We start from the raw sequence: 21,239 nt of genomic DNA, 5'->3' as shown, positions 1-21,239 counted from the left end.
CAAAGGGGGAAAAAGCGTGGTTTTTCCCCCTTTGTGGTTATCAGCCGAAAATCAATAAATTGATTTTCCTTGTTTTCTATTCGCTGCTCTCTGCCACCCCGGCATAGGGATGAGGTTTGTCATCAATATCAGGGGCGCGATGCGCCCCTTTTTTACAGCGCCATCGCCAGCCGCGTGCCCTGATCGATCGCGCGGCGGGCGTCCAGCTCGGCGGCCACGTCGGCGCCGCCGATCAGATGCACGGTTTTCCCCATCGCCAGCAGCGGCTGCTGCAGTTCGCGGCGCGGTTCCTGCCCGGCGCAAATGACCACCGTGTCCACCGGCAGGCAGCTGTCTTGCTCGGCGCGGGTGATGTGCAGCCCTTCGTCGTCGATCAGCCGATAGCTGACGCTATTGAGCATCTTCACGCCGCGCATCGCCAGGCTGGCGCGGTGGATCCAACCGGTGGTTTTCCCCAGGCCTTCGCCCACCTTGCTGGTTTTGCGCTGCAACAGGTAGATCTGCCGGGCGGCGCGTGGTGCCTGCGGGCCTTGCGCCGCCAGCCCGCCGCGCTGTTCAAGGCGGCCGTCGATGCCCCATTCGCGGTTGAATTCCGCCTGATCCAGGCTGCTGGAGACGCCGTGCTGGCTAAGGTACTCGGCGGTGTCGAAGCCGATGCCGCCGGCGCCGATGATCGCCACCCGCTGGCCGACCGGTTTTTTATCGCGCAGCACATCCAGATAGCTCAGCACCTTGGCGTGCCCGATGCCGGGAATATCCGGGGTGCGCGGCACGATGCCGCAGGCGAGGATCACCTCATCGAATTCGCTTAAATCCGCCGCCTCGACTTTGGCGCCCAGTTTGACCGTCACTTCACGCAGCGCCAGCTGACGGCGGAAGTAACGCAGGGTTTCATGGAATTCTTCCTTGCCGGGGATTTGCTTGGCGATGTTGAACTGGCCGCCGATCTGCTCGGCGGCGTCGAACAGCGTTACCTGATGACCACGGCTGGCGGCGGTGGTGGCAAACGCCAGCCCGGCGGGGCCGGCACCGACCACCGCCAGTTTTTTCGGCTTTTCCGCCATCGTCAGCGGCATTTCGGTTTCACGGCAGGCGCGCGGGTTGACCAGACAGGAAGTCAGCTTGCCTTCAAAGATCTGGTCGAGGCAGGCCTGGTTGCAACCGATGCAGGTATTGATCTCGTCGGCGCGCCCCTCGGCGGCTTTCTGCACAAAGGCGGCGTCGGCGAGGAACGGACGCGCCATCGACACCATGTCGGCGCAGCCGTCCGCCAGCACCTGCTCGGCCACCGCCGGATCGTTGATGCGGTTGGTGGTGATCAGCGGGATGCTGACCTTGCCCATCAGCTTGCGGGTCACCCAGCTGAATCCGGCGCGCGGTACCATGGTGGCGATGGTCGGGATGCGCGCTTCGTGCCAGCCGATGCCGGTATTGATGATCGTGGCGCCTGCTTGTTCGACCGCCAGCGCCAGCTGCTCGATCTCCTGCCAGCTGGAGCCGTCTTCCACCAGATCGAGCATCGACAGCCGGTAGATCAGAATGAATTCCGGGCCCACGGCCTGGCGTACTGCCCTGACGGTTTCGACGGCGAAGCGCATGCGGTTGGTGAAGCTGCCGCCCCATTGGTCGTCGCGCTGATTGGTGCGCGTCGTCAAGAATTGGTTGATCAGATAACCCTCGGATCCCATCACCTCAACGCCGTCATAGCCGGCCTGCTGCGCCAGCGCCGCGCAGCGGGCGAAGTCGGCGATAGTCTGCTCGATCTCCGCTGCGCTGAGCGCGCTCGGCGTAAACGGGTTGATCGGCGCCTGCAGCGCGGAAGGGGCCACCAGCTTGGGTTGATAGCTGTAGCGGCCGGTGTGCAGGATCTGCAGCGCAATTTTGCCGCCCGCCCGGTGGACGGCTTCAGTCACCGGGCGGTGGTGAGGCAATTGCTCCTCGCTGTTGAGGATCGAACCGCCGCGAAACACCACGCCCTGTTCGTTCGGGGCAATACCGCCGGTGACGATCAGCGCCACGCCAGCGGCGGCGCGCTCGGCATAGAACGCGGCCAGGCGCTGCGGGCCGTCGGGCAGCTCTTCCAGGCCGGTATGCATCGATCCCATCAGCACCCGGTTTTTCAGGGTGGTGAAGCCGAGATCCAGCGGCGCCAGCAGGTGAGGGTAATTGCTCATTGCACTCTCCATCGTTCATCCCCCGCCTCTTTCAACCTGCAGCGTTGTTGCCTGCGTTCGCTCGCCCCAGTCACTTACTTGAGTAAGCTCCTGGGAACGCCCGAACTTGCCGCCTAGCTGCAGGTTGAAAGCGATTGGGGATGAGCATCTGTTATTATTATGTGAATACAAGTGGTCGGATGAGATAAATCTAGCCGTTGTCGCGCCGCTTGGGAATTTGCGTTGCGCCGAATGTGATAGATGTCATGAATCTCAGACTCTGTTTGCATAACGAACAAAAGATCGGTTAGCCTTTACGCGTTGTAAATTCCTTCTCTCTGCGGAGCCATTACCGAAAATGAACACCCACACCTGTTGATATCGTGTCCCACGCTGTGCGCTCTCGCGCCCTGTGGGGATATTTTGATCTCATTCAGGAGTGCTTATGGCTCATTCAGCGCAGTCCCCTTATTTCGTTTTACATCAACTGACCTGCCAATTTGCTGACGGCGAAACGCTGTTCGGCCCGCTGGATCTTGCTTTCGACCGGCAGCGCTGCGGCCTGGTAGGGCGCAACGGCGTCGGCAAAACCCAGCTGCTGCGCCTGATCGCCGGGCTGGATCAACCGGGCAACGGGCACGTCGAATCTCAGGCCGCAGTAGCTTACGTTGCACAGCAACCGGAGATCGCCGCGGACACCACGCTGGCCCAGCTGTTGGGCTATGGCGAGGCGTTCGCCGCGCTGGCGCGTCTCGAGCAGGGACGGCCGCTGGCGGACGATATCGATCGTCTGGAAGGGCGATGGGATCTCCACGATCGCCTGCAAAACGCCTTCGCCGCCGCCGGGCTGCCGGCCTTCGATCCGTTGCGATCCGCCAGTTCGCTGAGCGGCGGCGAGCGGATGCGCGCGGCGCTGTGCGGCGCCTTGCTCGGCGAAGCGGATTTTCTGCTGCTGGACGAACCGACCAACCACCTCGACAGCGTCGGGCGCGCCTGGCTGTATCAGCAACTGGATCAGTGGCGGGGCGGGTTGCTGATCGCCAGCCATGACCGGCAGCTGCTGGCGCACATGGAGCGCATCGTCGAACTGACGCCCGGCGCGCTGCGCAGCTACGGCGGCAACTATGATGACTACCGGCGCCAGCGCGATACGGAGCAGCAGGCGGCGCGCGCCGAACTGGAGCATGCGCGCGAGGAGCGCCGCCGCACCCGCGCCCGCCAACAGAAAGAGCACGACATGAGCCAGCGGCGCTCGGCGCAAACGCTGCGCGTCGTCGATACGCTGAATATCGCCTCTTTCGAGCGGGTGGCCTACAAGTCGGCGGCGAAAGAGAGCCTCGGCACGCTGCGCAAACAGCATCAGGATCGGCGCGACAGCCTCGATGCGGCGGTGCGCGAAGCCTACCAGCGGGTGGAAGAGGAACAGCCGGTGTTGCTGGCGCTGCCGGGCAGCGAAGTGAACGCGAACAAGCAGGTGCTGGTGCTCGAGCGGCTGCAGCTGCCGTTCGTCAGTGCGCCGCCGCTCGATCTGCGTATCGACGGCCCGATGCGCGTGGCGTTGACCGGCCCCAACGGCTGCGGCAAATCCACTTTGCTGAAGACTATTCTCGGCCGGCTGGCGGCGCTTTCCGGCCATTGTCATTGTCCGCTGTCGACCGCCTACCTCGATCAAACCCTGTCGCAGCTCGACCCGGGCCTGTCGGTGATGGAGCATCTGGGGCTACAGGATTCGCCGTTGGCGGAAGGCGCGTTGCGCACCCGGCTGGCGCAGTTGCAGCTTGGCGCGGATCGCATCGCGTTGCCGCTGGGCTCGCTGAGCGGCGGTGAACGGCTGAAGGCAGCGTTGGCCTGCGCGCTGTGGCGGCGACAACCGGCGCAGCTGCTGTTGCTCGACGAGCCGACCAACCACCTGGATCTGGCGTCGTCGTTGGCGATTGAAACCGCGCTGGCGGATTTCCCCGGCGCGATGATGGTGGTGTCGCACGACGAAGACTTCCTGCAGGCGCTGCGGCCGACGCACCGCCTGCACCGACAGGCGGACGGCTGGTGGCTTCAGGCCTGGTGAGGCAGGTGGGCGGCGCTCTGACTTAGTGCGGGGCGTTGATGCACGCCAGCAGTTGGGTAAAGGCGGCGGCCATCTGCTCTTCCGGCACGCAGGCAAAACCCATCAGCAGGCCGCGCCGCCGATTGGGCAGCATGTAGTAGCGCGAGAGCGGCCGCACCAGCACCCCTTGCGCGCCGGCGGCGGCGGCGATCGCCACGTCGTCGGCCTCGTCCGGCAGGTTGAGGATCAGGTGCAATCCGGCGTTGCTGTTGAACTCGCTGAGCGCCTGTTTGCCGAGGTGCCGTTCGATCAAGCCGGTCAGGAAGGCGCGCCGCCGGGCGTACAGCAGCCGCATGCGGCGGATATGCGCGGTGTAGTGCCCCGCCTGGATGAACTCCGCCAGCGCGCTCTGGATCAGCAGGTGCCCGCCGCGGTACAGCTCGGCGTGGGCGGTTTTCAGCGCCTGCACCAGTGGCGGCGGCAACACCACATAGCCGAGGCGCAGCGCCGGGTAGAGCGTTTTGCTGAAGGTGCCGATGTAAATCACCGGCGCGTCGGCTTCCAGCCCTTGCAGCGCCGGGATCGGTTGGCCGGAAAAGCGGAATTCGCTGTCGTAGTCGTCCTCGACGATCCAACCGCCGGCGTTGCGCGCCAGCGCCAGCAGCCGTTGGCGGCGCGCCAGGCTCATCACCGAGCCGAGCGGATACTGGTGCGACGGGGTGACGAAGATCAGCCGCGGCGGGTTGGTCGGCTGCTCCGGCGGCACCAGCCCGGCTTCGTCCACCGCCAGCGGGCAGATGTTCAGCGCATTGATGCGCAGGATATTGCGGATCCCCCAATAGCCCGGCTCTTCGATCCAGGCGTCATCCCCCGGATTGCACAACATGCGCGTCACCAGATCGATCGCCTGATGGATGCCCTCGGTGATCAGGATCTGTTCCGGCGAACAGCGCACCGAGCGCGCCACCCGTAAATACTCCACCAACGCATGCTGCAGCTCCGGGCTGCCGCCCTGATTGCTGTAGGTCAGCCGCTGCGGCGTCGGGCGGCGGCTGAGGCGCGCCTGGATCTTGCTGAACAGCTGATGGGGAAAGGCGTTGACGTCAGGCACGCCGGGAATGAACGCCCCCCACTGTTTGGGGCTGGCGCTGGCGTGGTGCAGCAGCGTGGCGCCGCGCGCCGACAGTTCGACGCGTCGCGGTTGCCCGCTGCCGTCCGCCGGGGCGCCGCCGGTGGAGAGGCAGCTGTCCGGCACCGTGTCGGCGACGAAGGTGCCGCTGCCGGCGCGCGCCGACACGTAGCCTTCCGCCAGCAGTTGTTCATAAACGGTTAACACGGTGTTGCGGGACAGGCTGAGCTCCTGCGCCAGATCGCGTGAGGCGGGCAGGCGGCTGGAGGGCGGCAGGCTGCCGTCGAGAATGCTGGTGCGGATCGCGTTGTAAAGCCGCTTGTGCAGCTTGTCATCGGGCTGTTCGCCGAGGCGCTGCAGCAACAGATCACCACTCAATGAGCGCAATTGGATCCCTCAATTATTCGTAACTGGCACTCGATTATAGGGCCACATCCTGTGTAAATAAACGGCATTGTTTCACGAATGTGAACGAAACGTGTAACTGGCACCGACCGGAGAGAACAGCATGAAAAACGCAGAATTGAACCAACGCCGTCAGGACGCCACCCCGCGCGGAGTGGGCGTGATGTGTGGTTTTTACGCCGAGCGCGCAGAGAACGCCACGCTGTGGGATGTGGAAGGCAAAGAAGTGATCGACTTTGCTTCGGGGATCGCCGTGCTGAACACCGGGCACCGTCACCCGAAGGTGATCGCCGCGATTGAAAAGCAGCTGCAGGCCTTCACCCACACCGCCTATCAGATCGTTCCTTACGAAAGCTATGTTTCTTTGGCGGAGCGCATCAACCAGCGCGCGCCGATCGCCGGTCCGTGTAAAACCGCTTTCTTCACCACCGGCGCGGAAGCGGTGGAAAACGCGGTGAAGATCGCCCGCGCTTACACCGGCCGTCCGGGCTTGATCACCTTCGGCGGTGGTTTCCACGGCCGTACTTATATGACCATGGCGCTGACCGGCAAAGTGGCACCTTACAAACTGGGCTTTGGCCCATTCCCCGGCTCGGTGTTTCACGGCCAGTACCCGAACGCGCTGTACGGCGTGACCACCGAAGACGCGATGAACAGCCTGGATCGCCTGTTTAAAGCGGATATCGATCCCAAGCAGGTGGCGGCGATCGTGCTGGAGCCGGTGCAGGGCGAAGGCGGCTTCAACGTGGCGCCGGCCGAATTCATGCAGGCGCTGCGCGCGCTGTGCGACCAGCACGGCATCCTGCTGATCGCCGACGAAGTGCAGACCGGCTTCGCCCGTACCGGCAAACTGTTCGCTATGGAGCACTACAGCGTTAAACCGGATCTGATCACCATGGCGAAAAGCCTGGCGGGCGGCATGCCGCTGTCGGCGGTGGCGGGCCGCGCCGAGGTGATGGACGCGCCGGCGCCGGGCGGGCTGGGCGGCACCTATGCCGGTAACCCGCTGGCGGTGGCCGCCGCGCACGCGGTGCTGGACGTGATCGACGAAGAGCAGCTGTGCCAGCGCGCTCAGCGCTTGGGTCAGCACCTGGTGGAAGTGCTCCAGCAGGCGCGCAAAACCAGCCCGGCGATCGCCGATGTGCGCGCGCAGGGATCGATGGTGGCGGTGGAGTTCAACGATCCGGTTACCGGCAAGCCTTCGGCGGAGATCACCCGTCAGGTGCAGCAGAAGGCGATGGAGGAAGGGCTGCTGCTGTTGAGCTGCGGCGTGAACGGCAACGTGATCCGCTTCCTCTACCCGCTGACCATCCCGGACGATCAGTTCACCAAGGCGATGGGCATTCTGTCCCGCGCGCTGGCCCACTAAGGAGCGATCGGCATGAAATTGAATAATCCCGAGCTGTTGCGCAGCCAGTGTCTGATCAACGGCGAGTGGTGCGATGCCCTGAGCGGCAAACGTGAAGCGGTGATCAACCCGGCCACCGGCGTCGAACTGGCCAGCATTCCGCTGGTCAGCGAAGAGGAAACCCAGCAGGCGATCGCGGCGGCGCAGCGGGCGCAAAACGAGTGGAAACAGCTGACCGCCAAGCAGCGTTCCGCGCTGCTGTTGGCCTGGGCCGACAAGGTGTTGGCCGCGCAGGAAGATCTGGCGCAGCTGATGACCGCCGAGCAGGGTAAATCACTGGCGGAAGCGCGCGGCGAAGTGGCCTACGCCGCGTCGTTCATCACCTGGTTCGCCGAAGAGGCCAAGCGGGTGGACGGCGCGGTATTGCAGGCGCCGCAGGCTTCGCAGCGCCTGGTGGTGGTGAAGCAGCCGATCGGCGTGTGCGCGGCCATCACCCCGTGGAATTTCCCGGCGGCGATGATCACCCGCAAGGTGGCGCCGGCGCTGGCGGCAGGCTGCGCCATCATCGTCAAACCGGCCGAGCAAACGCCGCTGACCGCGCTGGCGCTGGCCAAGCTGGCGCAGGACGCCGGCATTCCCGCCGGCGTGTTGCAGGTGGTGACTGGCGAAGCGGCGCAGGTGGGCAAAGTGCTGTGCGACAGCCCGGTGGTGCGCAAGCTGAGCTTTACCGGTTCGACCGAGGTCGGCCGCATCCTGATGGCGCAGTGCGCGCCGAGCATCAAGAAACTGTCGCTGGAGCTGGGCGGCAATGCGCCGGTCATCGTGTTCGACGACGCCAATCTGGACGCGGCGGTGGCGGGCATCATGGCCTCCAAGTTCCGCAACAGCGGCCAGACCTGCGTCTGTGCTAACCGCATCTACGTGCAGGACGGCATCTACGAGCGGCTGGCGGAGAAACTGGTGGCGGCGGTCGAACAGTTGAACGTCGGCGATGGCAGTCACGAAGGCACCACCCAGGGGCCGCTGATCGACAGCGATGCGGTGGCGAAGGTGCAGAGCCATATCGACGACGCGTTGATCAAAGGGGCGCAGATCGCCACCGGCGGCCAGCCGCACGCGCTCGGCGGCACTTTCTTCCAGCCGACGGTGGTGACCGGCGTAACGCAGAAGATGCGCTTCGCCAAAGAAGAGACCTTCGGGCCGGTGGCGCCGCTGTTCCGCTTCCATGACGAGGCGGAAGCCATCGCCATGGCCAACGATACCGAATTCGGCCTGGCCGCCTACCTGTTCACGCAGAACGCCGCGCGCCAATGGCGAGTCCCGGAGGCGCTGGAGTACGGCATGGTCGGCATCAACACCGGGCTGATTTCCAACGAAGTGGCGCCGTTCGGCGGCGTGAAACAGTCAGGGCTCGGGCGTGAAGGATCGCGCTACGGGATAGAAGAATATCTGGAGCTGAAATATCTGTGTATCGATGTGAGCTGTTGAGCGTCAGGACGTTAACCCATCCCGGCGGCCAGCGTCGCCGGGCGATAAAGGATGATGCATGTCTGATAATATCTCTGTTTCTCCGGCGCTTGCCGCCGGGGTGCGAGCACCTGCACCCGCCAAATCGTTAAGTTTCCTCGAAGGGGTGGCGATGATCGTCGGCACCAACATCGGCGCCGGGGTGCTCTCCATCGCCTACGCCTCCAGCAAGGCCGGTTTCCTGCCGCTGCTGTTCTGGCTGGTGCTGGTGGGGAGCCTGACCACCATCACCATGCTGTACGTCGCCGAATCCACGCTGCGCACCCGCGCACATCTGCAGCTGAGCGGGCTGGCGAAGCGCTATGTTGGCGGCCTGGGCGCCTGGCTGATGTTCGCTTCGGTGTGCGTCAACAGCGTCGGGGCGCTTACCGCCTACATGACCGGCAGCGGCAAGCTGCTGCAATCGCTGTTCGGCATCTCGCCGGCGCTGGGCAGCCTGCTGTTCTTCGTGCCCGCCGCCGGCGTGCTGTACCTCGGTTTGAAAGCGATTGGCCGCGGCGAGAAGTTCATCAGCATCGGCATGGTGGTGATGTTGACCGCCCTGGTGGCGGCGACGCTGCTGAAAGACACCACCCAGATGCGCAACCTGTTGGACGGCGACTGGCGCTATATGGTGCCGGTGTTCAACGTGGTGGTGTTCTGCTTCTCGGCGCAGTACATCGTGCCGGAAATGGCGCGCGGCTTTGCCGACAAACCGGAGCAACTGCCGAAGGCGATCATTGTCGGCATGGTGGTGACGTTCATTTTGCTGGCGGCGGTGCCGATGTCGGTGATTGCGCTCAGCGGGCTGGATGACATCTCCGATGTGGCCACCATTTCCTGGGGCCAGGCGCTGGGGCAGTGGGCGTTCTTCTCCGCCAACATCTTTGCGCTGTGCGCGATGCTGACCTCGTACTGGGGATTGGGCGGCAGCTTCCTGACCAATATTTTCGACAAGTTCCGGCTGGGCAACGACGAGCTGCCGCTGCGCCGCTTCGGCGTGCTGCTGCTGGTGGTGGTGCCGCCGTTCGCGCTGGCCTACAGCGGGCTGGTGTCGTTCGTCAACGCGCTCTACTTCGCCGGGGTGTTCAGCGGGGTGATCCTGTCGATCATGCCGATGCTGATCCTGCGCGGCGCGCGCAAACACGGCGACCAAACCCCACGCTGGCAGTGTAACTGGATCACGCATCCGCTGCTGCAGATCAGCATTGTGTTGCTGTACCTGGCCAGCGCGGTGTACGCCATCGCTTCATTGTTAGGCTATCTGCCCTCTGGATGGTGATTTGCCTTCCCTCAAGCAGTGATGTTGTTTCTCGGCATTGAGAACGGCGGCGTCGTGGCCGCCGATTTTTTTCTCACGCGCGCCGCTTTTCCGACAACGCCAGCCAGGCCTGCACCGACGGGCGCTGCCACTGCTTGTGCGCATAGTGGCGCACGCGCTCCGGCACCGGATCGCCGTGCATCACCAGCCGGTTGAGCATCAGCGCCAGATCGGTGTCGGCGATGCACCACTCCCTGAACAGATTGTCCTGCCCGTGGCTCAGCAGCTTTTCCACGGCGGCGATCAGCTTGCGCGCGGCCTCCTGCGCGGCTTCGGACAGCGGCGGGAACTTGCCGTTGTTGAACACCACCTCGGTCGAGCGCTCGGCGCGGATCGGCAGCAGATCGCTGCGCAGCCAGGCCTGGATCTCGCGCGCCTTGGCGCGCAGCTTCACGTCGCGCGGGTATACGGCGTGGGCCGGGTGGATGTCTTCCAGGTATTCGGCGATCGCCGAAGACTCCGAGAGCTGGAACTCGCCGATCGCCAACGTCGGCACCCGGCGGGTGAGCGACAGCGCCGCGTAGGCCGCCTCTTTGTTCTCTTCTTTCGCCAGATCCACCGGCTTCACGGTGAACGGAATGCCTTTTTCCGTCAGCACGACAAAGGCGGACATGGCGTACGGGCTGAAAAATTCACTGTCGGTGTAAAGTTCGATGATCGGTTGAGACATCGGCGGTTCCTCGGGGTTAAGGGGGGAACATTCATCATTGTCGAGGGGAGGCTAAAAATCAATCTGTTAGCCTAAAAGTTCTTTTATGACGCGGCGGACGGCGGCGCTGGCGCGACGTGATATATTTGTTGCCAACACGTGAATTGAGCCGTATCGGGTAACATGAAGACGCAGTGGATAGAACGGGTAAGAGTGGGAGTTGCGCGCCTGTGGCCGCACCCGCTGGCGGTGGGCAAGCGAGAGATGCTGATTTCCAGCGTCGGCGCCGGTTTGGGGCTGATGCTCGCCGGCTGGATCAGCCACTTTATTTTGGGTGAGGTGAACCTGTGGTTTATCGCGCCGATGGGCGCTTCGGCGGTGCTGCTGTTCGGCGTGCCCAACAGCCCGCTGGCGCAGCCCTGGTCGATCGTCGGCGGCAATGCGCTGGCGGCGACGGTGGGCGTCAGCGCCGGTCTGCTGATCCCCGATCCGGGCCTGGCCTGCGGCGTGGCGGCGGCGGTGGCCATCGGCCTGATGTTCAAGCTGCGCTGCCTGCATCCGCCGGGCGGCGCGGTGGCGCTGACCGCCATCCTCGGCGGCCCCGGCATTCACCAGATGGGCTATCACTTTGTGCTGTACCCGGTGCTGCTGAACTCGGTGCTGCTGGCGGCGCTGGCCATTCTGTTCAATAACCTGGCCGGGCGGCGCTACCCGCACGCGCTGGCGCCGGCGGAGGCCAAGCCGACCAATCTGCCGATCGATGCCGTTGCCATCACCCGCGCCGATCTGCACGAGGCGCTGATGGAGGGGGATCTGTTCGATATCGACGAGGACGATCTGCAGGAGATCCTGCTGCGCGCCGAGCAGCTGGCGCATCAGCGGCAAAGCAAGGCCGCCTGATCAGCCAAGCGTTTTTCGGTAAAACACCACCCGTTCCGTTTCTTCAAAGCCCAGCGCCGCATGCAGGCGCTGGGAGTCCAGATTGGCGATATCGGTATCCGACGCCAGCTCGCTGCACCCCTGCTGCTTGGCCCACTCCTGCACCTGCGCGATCAAACGCGCCGCCCAGCCCTGGCGGCGGGCGCGTTCGACGGTATAAATCCCTTCCAAAAACGCCACCGGCGACGATTCGCAGCCTTTGACATAATCGTAGCGCAGCGCGACCTCGGCAAAGCCAACGAAAGCGCCGTCCAGCCCCCGCGCCATAAACGCGGTGTGGTGCGGCGAAGCCAATATTTCGCGCATTTCTGCGCGGTGTTCTTCCCGCAGGCAGGTGGGCCACAGCGCCGAGCGCAGCGCCAGCCAGGCATCAAGGTTGTCGTGGTCGCAGTTGACGATCATGCAGGGGCCTTATGAGTCGGAATAAATCAGGAATGCCGAGAGGGAAGTGTGGCACGGCAGCGGGAAACAAAAAAGCCATTATGCCGAGGGGCGCCCTTCATTAGGATGAAAGGGGTGTTGATATTTTAAGCGAAGTTAGTATAGGGTACGGCCAGGGCGCTGATAAGGGATTGTTATGGATGCGAAAGCCGTAGCTCAAGGAATTCTTGAGGGAATAGAGTCTTTACCAAGGGGCATTGCCTATAGTGCTCGTAGGACATGGCAGGGAGCAGGGCTCGGCGGTCGAGAGCTTAAGCGCCGCAATGAAATCGAAACGGAACGGTTCATCAAGGTCGTTCGTGCCGGCTATGGTATCGAAGCCCCGCTACGTGAGCTGATAGCGGTGATTATCCGTGACTGCTATCAGCGGATGGATCTGCAAACACAAACCGTGCTAAGCCAAAAATTAAACCATGTAGAGGGTTATCTTACAGGACGTATGGGGACGCAGTTCATTCTGGTTCAGTAAATCACACACCATATTTTGAAAAAGGTTATCGGCAGCACACTTTTCAAATGGGTATTCAAAGGTGTCACCATTGCTGGGCTAAACATCATTCTTTTACAAGGAATTATTGAACAGGCCGCCGTTTCTTCGCGTCGTTTGCGGGAACAATATCCCTCAACGTACCATAAGCTCACGCCACGAAATTTGGACATGATCTACTTTCTGGCGGAGGAGTATCTTGAACCCTTTGTTGCCTATACCAGCAAATCGAAAATGTTCTGTGAAGGTGTGAATCATGAGCTATCTAAAGTCTTGGGGCAGTAAGCTCGGTAAAGGATTGTCGCACCTTGTGGAAGCGATTTTGGGCGGGATATTTTCTGTCGCTGCGTTTGGCTCACTGTTCTGGTTCGACGAATGGTGGCAACGAATTCTGAGCGCGGCAATATTCCTGTTACTGGTGTTTGTCACTATTGCTTTGTGTAGCCTTGTAAGAGGTGACCGATAGCGGATGGATCAATCAAAAGCCAGCGGTTGGATTTTAACTAATGGTTAAGTGATGATGACTTCCTATCGTTAAGTAATAAAATCAATGAACTGGCTAAAATCCTTTCTTGTGAAGTTCGTTAAATTTGTTGGCCGACAAACTGCTGACTTGGCTGAGTCCATAGTCATTGGCCTGTTCTCTATAGCGGCATTTGTTGCCTTGTTCTGGTTTGATGAGTGGTGGAAATCTATCGCTGCGGCTGTCGCGATCTTCTTTGCCGGCTTCCTGGTAAGTCTGGCTATAGGCTGGTTAAGAGGGGAAAGATAGCTGAGAGTGTTGGCATACTGCCGCCATTTTACCGCCACTGTGAGCAAGAAATAAAAAAGCCACTTCGAGAAAAGTGGCTTTTTTATATGATTTTAAAGCAAAAATTTGGTGGCCCCTGTTGGGTTTGAACCAACGACCAAGCGATTATGAGTCGCCTGCTCTAACCACTGAGCTAAGGGGCCAAGCCGCGAGATTATAGGGAATCCTTAAGCGGCGGTCTACTGTTACCCGCCCGTATGTTGCTTTTCTGCGCAGTTCTAGCCTGTTGTAATTGCTGGCGGATTTTGCGATAACCGCAGTAAATCCCTGCAATGGACTCACGATACTCATGGAACTTCTGGCGCCTGGCCTGCGGGTGGTGTTTTGCGGCATCAACCCCGGCCTTTCTTCCGCCCATCAGGGCTACCCTTTCGCCAACGGCAGCAACCGCTTCTGGAAGGTGATCCATCAGGCCGGCTTTACCGAGAGCCAGTTGGCACCGGAGCAGTGGCAGCAGCTGAAGGATAACGGCTGCGGCATTACCGCGCTGGTGGCGCGCCCGACGGTGGCGGCCAGCGAGCTGTCGCGCGACGAGTTGCGCAGCGGCGGTGAGGCGCTGCAAGAGAAGATCCTGCGCTACCAGCCGCGCGCGCTGGCGATTTTAGGCAAGCAGGCGTTCACCACCGCCTTCGGGGTGAAAAACGCGCCCTGGGGCAAGCAGGCGATGATGCTGGGGCAAACCGAGGTGTGGGTATTGCCCAACCCCAGCGGATTGAACCGCGCCACGTTGGAGCAGCTTACCGCCAGCTATCGCGAGCTGTTCCTGGCGCTGCAATGACATAAGGGAGTATGCGATGACATCGATAATGAAAGGCTGTGTGATGGTGCTGTTATTGGTGACCGGCGCTGCACAGGCGGGGCATTCACCACAGGAAGCGCGCAACCAGCAGAACGTGCTGGAGTTTTATCGGCAGGGGCTGAACAACAAGGATTTTGCGGCGGCGCGGCCGTTTTTGGGGGAACAGTACAAGCAGCATAACCCCAACGCCATGGACGGCGTGGCGGGTTTTCGTCAATTTGTCGAGCTGCTGAAAACGCGTTACCCCAACTCGCACAGTGAGGTAAAACAGGCGTTCGTCGACGGTGACTATGTGATTTTGCATGTGGAAGTCAGCGGGCGCGAGGCCGGCAAGACAGCGGCGATCATCGATATCTTCCGTCTCGACGGCGCCGGAAAAATCGTTGAGCACTGGGACGTGACGCAGCCGGTGCCGGAGAAGACCGCCAGCGGCAACAGCATGTTCTGAGGCATAAAAAAACCCCGGCAGGCCGGGGTTTTTGTTTTGAGTGCAACCGCCGGACTTAGTCGTCCAGGAAGCTGCGCAGCACTTCGGAGCGGCTTGGGTGACGCAGCTTGCGCAGCGCCTTGGCTTCGATCTGACGAATACGCTCACGGGTAACGTCAAACTGCTTGCCAACCTCTTCCAGCGTGTGGTCGGTGTTCATGTCGATGCCGAAACGCATGCGCAGCACTTTCGCTTCGCGCGCGGTCAGGCCGGCCAGCACGTCGTGGGTGGCGGAACGCAGGCTTTCCGAGGTCGCGGAATCCAGAGGTAGCTCGAGGGTGGTATCCTCGATGAAGTCGCCCAGATGCGAATCTTCGTCGTCGCCGATCGGCGTTTCCATCGAGATTGGCTCTTTGGCGATCTTCAGCACTTTGCGGATCTTGTCTTCCGGCATCAGCATGCGCTCGGCCAGCTCTTCCGGCGTCGGCTCGCGGCCCATCTCTTGCAGCATCTGGCGCGAAATACGGTTGAGCTTGTTGATGGTCTCAATCATATGCACCGGGATACGGATGGTGCGCGCCTGGTCGGCGATGGAGCGGGTGATAGCCTGACGGATCCACCAGGTGGCGTACGTCGAGAACTTGTAGCCGCGGCGGTATTCGAACTTGTCTACCGCTTTCATCAGGCCGATGTTGCCTTCCTGGATCAGATCCAGGAACTGCAGGCCGCGGTTGGTGTATTTCTTGGCGATGGAAATAACCAGACGCAGGTTGGCCTCAACCATCTCTTTCTTCGCGCGGCGAGCTTTCGCTTCACCGATCGACATGCGACGGTTGATGTCTTTGACCTGCTCGATGGTCAGGCCGGTTTCTTCTTCGATCTGACGCAGTTTCTGCAGGCTGCGCTGCACGTCTTCAGCCACGTCTTTCAGCTTTTCCGACCATGGCTTGGCCATCGCCAGTGCGGCTTCGAACCAGGAATCGCTGGTTTCGTTGCCGGCGAACAGGGTGACGAAGTTTTTCTTCGGCATTTTGCACTGTTCAACGCACAGCTTCATGATGATGCGTTCCTGGGTGCGAACGCGATCCATCATGGTGCGCATGCTGTTGACCAGGAAGTCGAACTGTTTCGGCACCAGGCGGAACTGCTTGAACACTTCAGACAGCTTCAGGATCTCGTCCGCGGCGCTGGCATGGCTGCGGCCGTTCTTTTTGATCACCAGACGCGTCGCTTCATACTGATCGCGCAGTTCGGCGAACTTCTGACGCGCCAGCTCAGGATCGATGCTGTTGTCGTCTTCGGTGTCGTCGTCTTCGGCATCCTCATCTTCTTCGTCGTCGTCTTGCTCTTCGCTCGACAGTTCGGAACCGATGTGGGTCGCGGTTGGGGCGATGTCCTCTTCCGCGTTAGGATCGACGAAGCCGGTGATCAGATCGGACAGGCGCGCTTCGCCCGCTTCGACGCGATCGTACTGCTCAAGCAGATAGGTAATGGCTTCCGGGTATTCGGCAACCGAGCACTGCACCTGGTTGATGCCGTCTTCGATGCGCTTGGCGATGTCGATTTCGCCTTCGCGCGTCAGCAGTTCGACGGTACCCATTTCGCGCATGTACATGCGCACCGGGTCGGTGGTGCGGCCGATTTCGGATTCCACGCTGGACAGAACCTGTGCGGCGGCTTCTTCCGCATCTTCGTCCGTGCTGTTCGAGTTTTCGGCGAGCAGCAGGTCATCGGCGTCCGGTGCTTCTTCCATCACCTGGATGCCCATGTCGTTAATCATCTGGATGATGTCTTCGATCTGATCGGAGTCGACGATATCTTCCGGCAGATGGTCATTGACCTCAGCATAGGTCAGATAGCCTTGCTCCTTACCACGGGTGACAAGTAGCTTCAGCTGTGACTGCGGGTTTTGCTCCATAAGACGGTATCCACACTTCAGAGTATTTAGGTTGGTGTCGGTCGGCGAAACCGCCAACAATAGCATTTGGGGCGTTTTCGTTATCGCCGCGGCCCACTATGGCGGCACTGTGCAGGGCTCTGCCCTCGCAATTATCGGCACTTAAGCCGTTTGGTATTCAGTTTTTCTTCGCTAAAACCTGGTTGAGGGAACGGACTTCTTCACGTTCCTCCGGGCTCAGGCCGCGCGTTCTGGCCTGCGCGATCAGCGTTTCCAGCCGTTGCTCGAGCACCGAGTCGTACAGGCTGGCCAACGTATCCAAAAAGGTCTGTTCGACCATGTCCTCAACGATCATATGGTTCCAGGTCGCCAAGGTTTCAAGCTGCTGGCTGAATTTGTTGTCGCGATACAGCTCCAGCAATTGCCCGGTTGTCAGGCCCGGCTGCGCCAAACAGGTCTGCACCAGTTCGACGAACAGCGGCAATCCCGCCTGTTTGGTCTGCTCCAACCCTTCCAGCGAAGGGATAAGTGTAGCCAACTGCGGATTTTGCACCAGTAACCCTATCAGTATACGCATGGTTGTGCGTTTTAGCTGGGGCGCCTGATAAGGATTCGCATTTTCAGCCTGCTTGGGCATCAGCTTGTCGAGCTGACTGTCGTCCAGCAGCCCCAGCTTGTTGCCGAGCTCCTGACGCAGGTACAAGCGCAACGTTTCGCCCGGCACCTGAGTAATCAGCGGCAGCGCCAGCGTGCTCAGCTTGGCGCGCCCGTCCGGGCTGCTCAAATCCACCTGCGGCAGCAGGCTTTCGAACAGGAAAGTGGACAGCGGCTGCGCCTGCTCCATTCGCTGTTCGAAGGCTTCTTTGCCTTCCTTGCGCACCAGGGTGTCCGGGTCTTCGCCATCGGGCAAAAACATGAACCGCAGCTGGCGCCCGTCGTTCAGGTACGGCAGCGCGGTTTCCAGCGCCCGCCAGGCCGCTTCGCGGCCGGCGCGGTCGCCGTCGTAACAGCAGACGACGTTGTCGGTGGCGCGGAACAGCAGCTGAATGTGTTCAGCCGTCGTCGAGGTTCCGAGCGAGGCGACGGCATAATCGATGCCGAATTGCGCCAACGCCACCACGTCCATATACCCTTCCACCACCAGCAGCCGCTGCAGGGTAGGGTGATTCTGCTGTGCTTCATACAGGCCGTACAGCTGGCGGCCCTTATGGAAAACTTCGGTTTCCGGCGAGTTCAGGTACTTGGGCATGCCGTCGCCCAGCACGCGGCCGCCGAAGGCGATGACGCGCCCGCGCTTGTCGCGGATGGGGAACATCACCCGTTCGCGGAAACGGTCGTACGAACGCCCCTGATCGTTAGTCACCAGCATGCCGGCATCGTTCAATGCGCGGCGCGAGTCGGCGTCGCGGCCGAAACGCTTCAGGGCGTTGTCCCATCCCGCCGGCGCGAAGCCGATGGCGAAATGGCGAATAACGTCGTCACTTAATCCGCGCTGCTGCAAATAGCTGCGCGCCGGCGCCCCGGAGGACTGCTGCAGTGACTGTTGATAGAACGCGCTGAGCTGTTCCATCAGTTGGTATAGGCTCTGGCGCTGATGGCGTTCGATCTGGGTCGGCCCGGTGCCCGCTTCGTAAGGCACTTCCAACCCGTGCATGGTCGCCAGCTCTTCGATGGTTTCGACAAACTCGAGTCGGTCGTAATTCATCAAAAAGTCGACGGCGTTGCCGTGCGCACCACATCCAAAACAGTGATAAAACTGCTTTTCGCCATTAACGGTAAATGAAGGCGTCTTTTCGTGGTGGAACGGACAGCACGCGTGGTAGTTCTTGCCTTGCTTCTTGAGCTTCACGCGGGCGTCGATCAAATCGACGATGTCGGTGCGAGCCAGCAAGTCATTGATAAATACGCGCGGAATTCGTCCAGCCATAAGCCCTTACTTCATTAGCCTATAAACGAGAACAAGCCGCGCATTCCTTTCGGAAAGCACGGCCTTCGTATGCAACTACTCGGTCTGCGCGATTTTGAAAATCAGAAATTCACGCGGTGGGGTTGCCCCCGAAGAATTAATACAGACGAGTGCGGCGTGCGTTTTCGCGAGCCAGTTTCTTCGCGTGACGTTTCACAGCAGAAGCTTTAGCGCGTTTACGTTCGGTAGTTGGTTTTTCATAAAACTCACGACGACGAACTTCAGCTAAAACACCTGCTTTTTCGCAAGAGCGTTTGAAACGACGCAGAGCAACGTCAAATGGCTCGTTTTCACGTACTTTAATTACCGGCATGTGCCTCTCACCTCAATAAAATTCGGTTTGCTGCTGGCCAAGCGCCAGCCTTTTCAAAATGGTGCGGAATTTTACTCCAATGGATGCTGCTTTGTAAAGCATCACCGCAAATTGAAACCCGCGTCGCTCTGCCGCAACGTGCGCAATTTTGCACCGGGCGCTGATTATAGACTAATCAGAAAAAAATGCTCGTGTTTAATCGCTCGGGCATTTTCTGGATGAATCATCGACATAGGCGCAAGCCGGTGACAAGATGCGCCGCATCGGCGGTAAATGCGGCGGAATGTGGTAGACTGGCGGCCGCACGTGAATGATGGGAAATGTAATGCGAGTACTGGGTATAGAAACGTCCTGCGATGAAACCGGAATTGCAGTGTATGACGATCAAACCGGTTTGTTGGCCAACCAATTATACAGCCAGGTGAAGCTGCACGCCGACTACGGCGGCGTAGTGCCGGAACTGGCCTCCCGCGATCACGTGCGCAAAACCGTGCCGCTGATTCAGGCGGCGCTGAAAGAGGCCAACCTGACCCCGGCCGATATCGACGGCGTGGCTTACACCGCCGGGCCGGGCCTGGTGGGGGCGCTGCTGGTCGGCGCAACCGTGGGGCGTGCGCTGGCGTTCGCCTGGAACGTGCCGGCAGTGCCGGTGCACCATATGGAAGGCCACCTGCTGGCGCCGATGCTGGAAGATAACCCGCCGGCGTTCCCGTTCGTCGCGCTGCTGGTCTCCGGCGGCCACACTCAACTGATCAGCGTCACCGGCATCGGTGAATATGAACTGCTGGGCGAGTCGATCGACGATGCCGCCGGCGAAGCGTTCGACAAAACCGCCAAGCTGCTCGGCCTGGATTATCCCGGCGGGCCGATGCTGTCGAAGATGGCGCAGCAGGGCACGGCGGGGCGTTTCGCCTTCCCGCGGCCGATGACCGATCGTCCGGGGCTGGACTTTAGCTTCTCCGGCCTGAAAACCTTCGCCGCCAACACCATCCGCTCCAACGGCAACGACGATCAGACGCGTGCCGACATCGCCCGCGCCTTCGAGGATGCGGTGGTGGATACGCTGGCGATCAAATGCAAACGCGCGCTGGAGCAAACCGGCTTCAAACGCCTGGTGATGGCCGGCGGCGTGAGCGCCAACCGCACGTTGCGCGCCAAACTGGCGGAGATGATGCAGAAACGCGGCGGGGAAGTGTTCTATGCCCGCCCGGAATTTTGCACCGACAACGGCGCGATGATCGCCTATGCCGGCATGGTGCGGCTGAAGAGCGGCGCCAACCCGGAGCTGAGCGTGTCGGTGCGGCCGCGCTGGCCGCTGGCGGAACTGCCTGCGGTATAAAACAAAGGGCCGGATTATCCGGCCCTTACGTTATTCGTCTTTCGGCTGGTCGCCGTTATCCTCATCCGCGTCGTTTTTCTTCTTGCGGAACTTGCCCCAAATCTTGCCTTCCTGGCCGCGCCACAGGCGCTGAATATTGTCGTGATGCCGCATCAGGATCAGGCAGGAGAGCATCGCCACCGGGAAGGTGAACTGCGGTTTGAACCACCAGACGTAGAACGGGGCGATCAGCGCGCTGACGATGGCGCCGAGCGAAGAGTAGCCGCTGAGCAACACCGTCAGCAGCCAGGTGCCGGTCATCAGGCCGGTCAGATCCCAGCCGATAGGCGCGATGGCGCCAAACGCCGTCGCCACGCCTTTACCGCCGCGGAAGTGGAAGAACACCGGATAGATGTGCCCAAGACAGGCGGCGATCGCCGTCAGGCCCAGATACAGCGGCGGCACATTGAGTTTGTAGGCCAGCCAGACCGGCAACATCCCTTTCAGAATATCGAACACCAGCACCGCCGCCGCCGCCAGCCGGCCGCCGATGCGCAGGACGTTGGTCGCCCCGGGGTTTTCTGAGCCATGTTCACGCGGGTCCGGCAGCCTGGCGATCCGGCAAACCAGGATCGCGCTCGAAATCGAGCCGCACAGATACGCGAAGATAATCATGCCAAGCGCGGTAGCACTCATAACGCGGTTCCGTTTAATAATGGTCGTTTTACTCGCAACATCTATGGATAATACGCACATTCCGCTGGAAGTGGTATCCGGCAAGGCCAAAAACAGAGAATGACGTGATGGATATCGTATTTATTGAAGAGCTTACCGTAATTACCACCATTGGCGTTTATGAGTGGGAACAGGGCATTCGTCAGAAGCTGGTGTTCGATATCGAAATGGGCTGGGATAACCGGCCGGCCGCCGCCAGCGACGACGTAAATGACTGTCTGAGCTATGCCGACGTCAGCGATGCCGTGATCCAACACGTGGAGTCGAACCGGTTCGCGCTGGTGGAGCGCGTGGCGGAGGAAATATCTGAAATTTTGCTCCAGCGCTTCAATTCCCCCTGGGTCCGTATTAAGGTCAGCAAACCGGGCGCTGTAGCACATGCCAATCGGGTCGGCGTGATCATTGAGCGCGGCACCCGTCCCGCATGATTTTATGTCATCTGCTTGCAACGAAAGACCGTTAACCTGGTCTTAATCCTGAGAATTGTTTTAGCGGCATTGTCTTTAAGCATTGCCGCTTTTTTATGTGATAGCCGTTATTTTATGGGGTGA

The 21,239-nt window shown here is 60.8% G+C and carries 20 protein-coding genes and 1 tRNA gene; 12 read left to right on the top strand and 9 right to left on the bottom strand.

The window, feature by feature from the left end; translation table 11 throughout:
* Positions 1-152: 152 nt before the first annotated feature.
* The gene (locus ACP3TA_RS02440; protein WP_046687863.1) at positions 153-2,174 is read right to left on the bottom strand and encodes an FAD-dependent oxidoreductase; all 2,022 of its coding nucleotides are present in this window, start codon (positions 2,172-2,174) and stop codon (positions 153-155) included.
* 424 nt (positions 2,175-2,598) lie between these two features.
* Here ACP3TA_RS02440 and ACP3TA_RS02435 point away from each other — a divergent pair, with 424 nt between their 5' ends.
* Entirely contained in the window at positions 2,599-4,218 is a 1,620-nt protein-coding gene (locus tag ACP3TA_RS02435; RefSeq protein WP_426784493.1) for an ABC-F family ATP-binding cassette domain-containing protein, read from the top strand.
* Positions 4,219-4,240: 22 nt separating this feature from the next.
* On the opposite strand, the gene ACP3TA_RS02430 is transcribed toward ACP3TA_RS02435, so the two are convergent.
* Positions 4,241-5,713: a PLP-dependent aminotransferase family protein gene (locus tag ACP3TA_RS02430; RefSeq protein WP_072626943.1), complete on the bottom strand. Its 1,473-nt coding sequence runs from the start codon at positions 5,711-5,713 to the stop codon at positions 4,241-4,243.
* A 121-nt stretch (positions 5,714-5,834) separates the two neighbouring features.
* Here ACP3TA_RS02430 and ACP3TA_RS02425 point away from each other — a divergent pair, with 121 nt between their 5' ends.
* The 3 genes from ACP3TA_RS02425 to ACP3TA_RS02415 are packed head-to-tail and all read left to right on the top strand — an operon-like array spanning position 5,835 to position 9,867.
* Positions 5,835-7,100 (top strand): 4-aminobutyrate--2-oxoglutarate transaminase, encoded by a 1,266-nt coding sequence (locus ACP3TA_RS02425; RefSeq protein ID WP_060434610.1) that lies wholly within the window; start codon positions 5,835-5,837, stop codon positions 7,098-7,100.
* 12 nt (positions 7,101-7,112) lie between these two features.
* Positions 7,113-8,567 carry an NAD-dependent succinate-semialdehyde dehydrogenase gene (locus ACP3TA_RS02420; protein WP_142003138.1) on the top strand — a complete coding sequence of 485 codons (1,455 nt, stop codon included), beginning with the start codon at positions 7,113-7,115 and terminating at the stop codon, positions 8,565-8,567.
* Between the two features lie 58 nt (positions 8,568-8,625).
* A complete protein-coding gene (locus tag ACP3TA_RS02415; RefSeq protein ID WP_004937169.1) occupies positions 8,626-9,867 on the top strand; it encodes an aromatic amino acid transport family protein in 1,242 nt (413 codons plus the stop codon).
* 73 nt (positions 9,868-9,940) lie between these two features.
* Here the strand turns inward: ACP3TA_RS02415 and yfcF are convergent, their stop codons facing one another.
* Positions 9,941-10,576 (bottom strand): glutathione transferase, encoded by a 636-nt coding sequence (gene yfcF, locus ACP3TA_RS02410; protein ID WP_033644542.1) that lies wholly within the window; start codon positions 10,574-10,576, stop codon positions 9,941-9,943.
* Between the two features lie 162 nt (positions 10,577-10,738).
* Here yfcF and ACP3TA_RS02405 point away from each other — a divergent pair, with 162 nt between their 5' ends.
* Positions 10,739-11,455 (top strand): HPP family protein, encoded by a 717-nt coding sequence (locus ACP3TA_RS02405; protein ID WP_033644544.1) that lies wholly within the window; start codon positions 10,739-10,741, stop codon positions 11,453-11,455.
* On the opposite strand, the gene aac(6') is transcribed toward ACP3TA_RS02405, so the two are convergent.
* The gene (gene aac(6') / locus ACP3TA_RS02400; RefSeq protein WP_206196085.1) at positions 11,456-11,896 is read right to left on the bottom strand and encodes an aminoglycoside 6'-N-acetyltransferase; all 441 of its coding nucleotides are present in this window, start codon (positions 11,894-11,896) and stop codon (positions 11,456-11,458) included.
* A gap of 175 nt (positions 11,897-12,071) precedes the next feature.
* On the opposite strand from aac(6'), the gene ACP3TA_RS02395 reads away from it, so the two are divergent.
* The 3 genes from ACP3TA_RS02395 to ACP3TA_RS02385 all read left to right on the top strand — a co-directional run bounded on the left by ACP3TA_RS02395 (position 12,072) and on the right by ACP3TA_RS02385 (position 13,194).
* Complete coding sequence (locus tag ACP3TA_RS02395; protein ID WP_198809178.1) at positions 12,072-12,404, top strand: hypothetical protein; 333 nt, start codon at positions 12,072-12,074, stop codon at positions 12,402-12,404.
* A 15-nt stretch (positions 12,405-12,419) separates the two neighbouring features.
* Positions 12,420-12,707: a hypothetical protein gene (locus ACP3TA_RS02390; RefSeq protein WP_164052767.1), complete on the top strand. Its 288-nt coding sequence runs from the start codon at positions 12,420-12,422 to the stop codon at positions 12,705-12,707.
* 265 nt (positions 12,708-12,972) lie between these two features.
* Positions 12,973-13,194, top strand: a complete 222-nt coding sequence (locus tag ACP3TA_RS02385) for a hypothetical protein (protein ID WP_033651283.1) — start codon at positions 12,973-12,975, stop codon at positions 13,192-13,194.
* A 106-nt stretch (positions 13,195-13,300) separates the two neighbouring features.
* Here the strand turns inward: ACP3TA_RS02385 and ACP3TA_RS02380 are convergent.
* Positions 13,301-13,376: transfer RNA gene (locus tag ACP3TA_RS02380), tRNA-Ile, on the bottom strand.
* 146 nt (positions 13,377-13,522) lie between these two features.
* On the opposite strand from ACP3TA_RS02380, the gene mug reads away from it, so the two are divergent.
* Positions 13,523-14,011 (top strand): G/U mismatch-specific DNA glycosylase, encoded by a 489-nt coding sequence (gene mug, locus ACP3TA_RS02375; protein WP_033644588.1) that lies wholly within the window; start codon positions 13,523-13,525, stop codon positions 14,009-14,011.
* 16 nt (positions 14,012-14,027) lie between these two features.
* Positions 14,028-14,480: a nuclear transport factor 2 family protein gene (locus ACP3TA_RS02370; RefSeq protein ID WP_060660225.1), complete on the top strand. Its 453-nt coding sequence runs from the start codon at positions 14,028-14,030 to the stop codon at positions 14,478-14,480.
* A gap of 55 nt (positions 14,481-14,535) precedes the next feature.
* On the opposite strand, the gene rpoD is transcribed toward ACP3TA_RS02370, so the two are convergent.
* The 3 genes from rpoD to rpsU form a co-directional block, all read right to left on the bottom strand.
* Positions 14,536-16,377 (bottom strand): RNA polymerase sigma factor RpoD, encoded by a 1,842-nt coding sequence (rpoD, locus tag ACP3TA_RS02365; RefSeq protein ID WP_025304326.1) that lies wholly within the window; start codon positions 16,375-16,377, stop codon positions 14,536-14,538.
* Between the two features lie 157 nt (positions 16,378-16,534).
* Positions 16,535-18,283 (bottom strand): DNA primase, encoded by a 1,749-nt coding sequence (dnaG, locus tag ACP3TA_RS02360; RefSeq protein WP_025304325.1) that lies wholly within the window; start codon positions 18,281-18,283, stop codon positions 16,535-16,537.
* A gap of 136 nt (positions 18,284-18,419) precedes the next feature.
* The gene (gene rpsU, locus ACP3TA_RS02355) at positions 18,420-18,635 is read right to left on the bottom strand and encodes a 30S ribosomal protein S21 (RefSeq protein ID WP_001144069.1); all 216 of its coding nucleotides are present in this window, start codon (positions 18,633-18,635) and stop codon (positions 18,420-18,422) included.
* Between the two features lie 325 nt (positions 18,636-18,960).
* Here rpsU and tsaD point away from each other — a divergent pair, with 325 nt between their 5' ends.
* Positions 18,961-19,974 carry a tRNA (adenosine(37)-N6)-threonylcarbamoyltransferase complex transferase subunit TsaD gene (gene tsaD, locus ACP3TA_RS02350; protein WP_170853261.1) on the top strand — a complete coding sequence of 338 codons (1,014 nt, stop codon included), beginning with the start codon at positions 18,961-18,963 and terminating at the stop codon, positions 19,972-19,974.
* A 30-nt stretch (positions 19,975-20,004) separates the two neighbouring features.
* Here the strand turns inward: tsaD and plsY are convergent, their stop codons facing one another.
* Positions 20,005-20,649 carry a glycerol-3-phosphate 1-O-acyltransferase PlsY gene (gene plsY / locus ACP3TA_RS02345; RefSeq protein ID WP_426784492.1) on the bottom strand — a complete coding sequence of 215 codons (645 nt, stop codon included), beginning with the start codon at positions 20,647-20,649 and terminating at the stop codon, positions 20,005-20,007.
* A gap of 107 nt (positions 20,650-20,756) precedes the next feature.
* Between plsY and folB the strand changes: the two genes are divergently transcribed.
* Positions 20,757-21,116 carry a bifunctional dihydroneopterin aldolase/7,8-dihydroneopterin epimerase gene (gene folB / locus ACP3TA_RS02340; RefSeq protein ID WP_015379095.1) on the top strand — a complete coding sequence of 120 codons (360 nt, stop codon included), beginning with the start codon at positions 20,757-20,759 and terminating at the stop codon, positions 21,114-21,116.
* The last annotated feature ends 123 nt before the right edge of the window (positions 21,117-21,239 follow it).

This window comes from Serratia sp. 2C06, from assembly GCF_050037615.1.
Lineage (GTDB): Bacteria > Pseudomonadota > Gammaproteobacteria > Enterobacterales > Enterobacteriaceae > Serratia > Serratia ureilytica.
The sequence above is the reverse complement of the archived record's forward strand: the minus strand, read 5'-3'. Positions and strand labels throughout refer to the sequence as shown.

Bases quoted from the DNA above. Each gene is read 5' to 3' on its own strand.
- ACP3TA_RS02440 (WP_046687863.1), bottom strand. From the start codon at position 2,174: ATGAGCAATTACCCTCACCTGCTGGCGCCGCTGGATCTCGGCTTCACC.
- ACP3TA_RS02435 (WP_426784493.1), top strand. From the start codon at position 2,599: ATGGCTCATTCAGCGCAGTCCCCTTATTTCGTTTTACATCAACTGACC.
- ACP3TA_RS02425 (WP_060434610.1), top strand. From the start codon at position 5,835: ATGAAAAACGCAGAATTGAACCAACGCCGTCAGGACGCCACCCCGCGC.
- ACP3TA_RS02420 (WP_142003138.1), top strand. From the start codon at position 7,113: ATGAAATTGAATAATCCCGAGCTGTTGCGCAGCCAGTGTCTGATCAAC.
- ACP3TA_RS02415 (WP_004937169.1), top strand. From the start codon at position 8,626: ATGTCTGATAATATCTCTGTTTCTCCGGCGCTTGCCGCCGGGGTGCGA.
- yfcF (WP_033644542.1), bottom strand. From the start codon at position 10,576: ATGTCTCAACCGATCATCGAACTTTACACCGACAGTGAATTTTTCAGC.
- ACP3TA_RS02405 (WP_033644544.1), top strand. From the start codon at position 10,739: ATGAAGACGCAGTGGATAGAACGGGTAAGAGTGGGAGTTGCGCGCCTG.
- ACP3TA_RS02395 (WP_198809178.1), top strand. From the start codon at position 12,072: ATGGATGCGAAAGCCGTAGCTCAAGGAATTCTTGAGGGAATAGAGTCT.
- ACP3TA_RS02385 (WP_033651283.1), top strand. From the start codon at position 12,973: ATGAACTGGCTAAAATCCTTTCTTGTGAAGTTCGTTAAATTTGTTGGC.
- mug (WP_033644588.1), top strand. From the start codon at position 13,523: ATGGAACTTCTGGCGCCTGGCCTGCGGGTGGTGTTTTGCGGCATCAAC.
- ACP3TA_RS02370 (WP_060660225.1), top strand. From the start codon at position 14,028: ATGACATCGATAATGAAAGGCTGTGTGATGGTGCTGTTATTGGTGACC.
- rpoD (WP_025304326.1), bottom strand. From the start codon at position 16,377: ATGGAGCAAAACCCGCAGTCACAGCTGAAGCTACTTGTCACCCGTGGT.
- dnaG (WP_025304325.1), bottom strand. From the start codon at position 18,283: ATGGCTGGACGAATTCCGCGCGTATTTATCAATGACTTGCTGGCTCGC.
- rpsU (WP_001144069.1), bottom strand. From the start codon at position 18,635: ATGCCGGTAATTAAAGTACGTGAAAACGAGCCATTTGACGTTGCTCTG.
- tsaD (WP_170853261.1), top strand. From the start codon at position 18,961: ATGCGAGTACTGGGTATAGAAACGTCCTGCGATGAAACCGGAATTGCA.
- plsY (WP_426784492.1), bottom strand. From the start codon at position 20,649: ATGAGTGCTACCGCGCTTGGCATGATTATCTTCGCGTATCTGTGCGGC.
- folB (WP_015379095.1), top strand. From the start codon at position 20,757: ATGGATATCGTATTTATTGAAGAGCTTACCGTAATTACCACCATTGGC.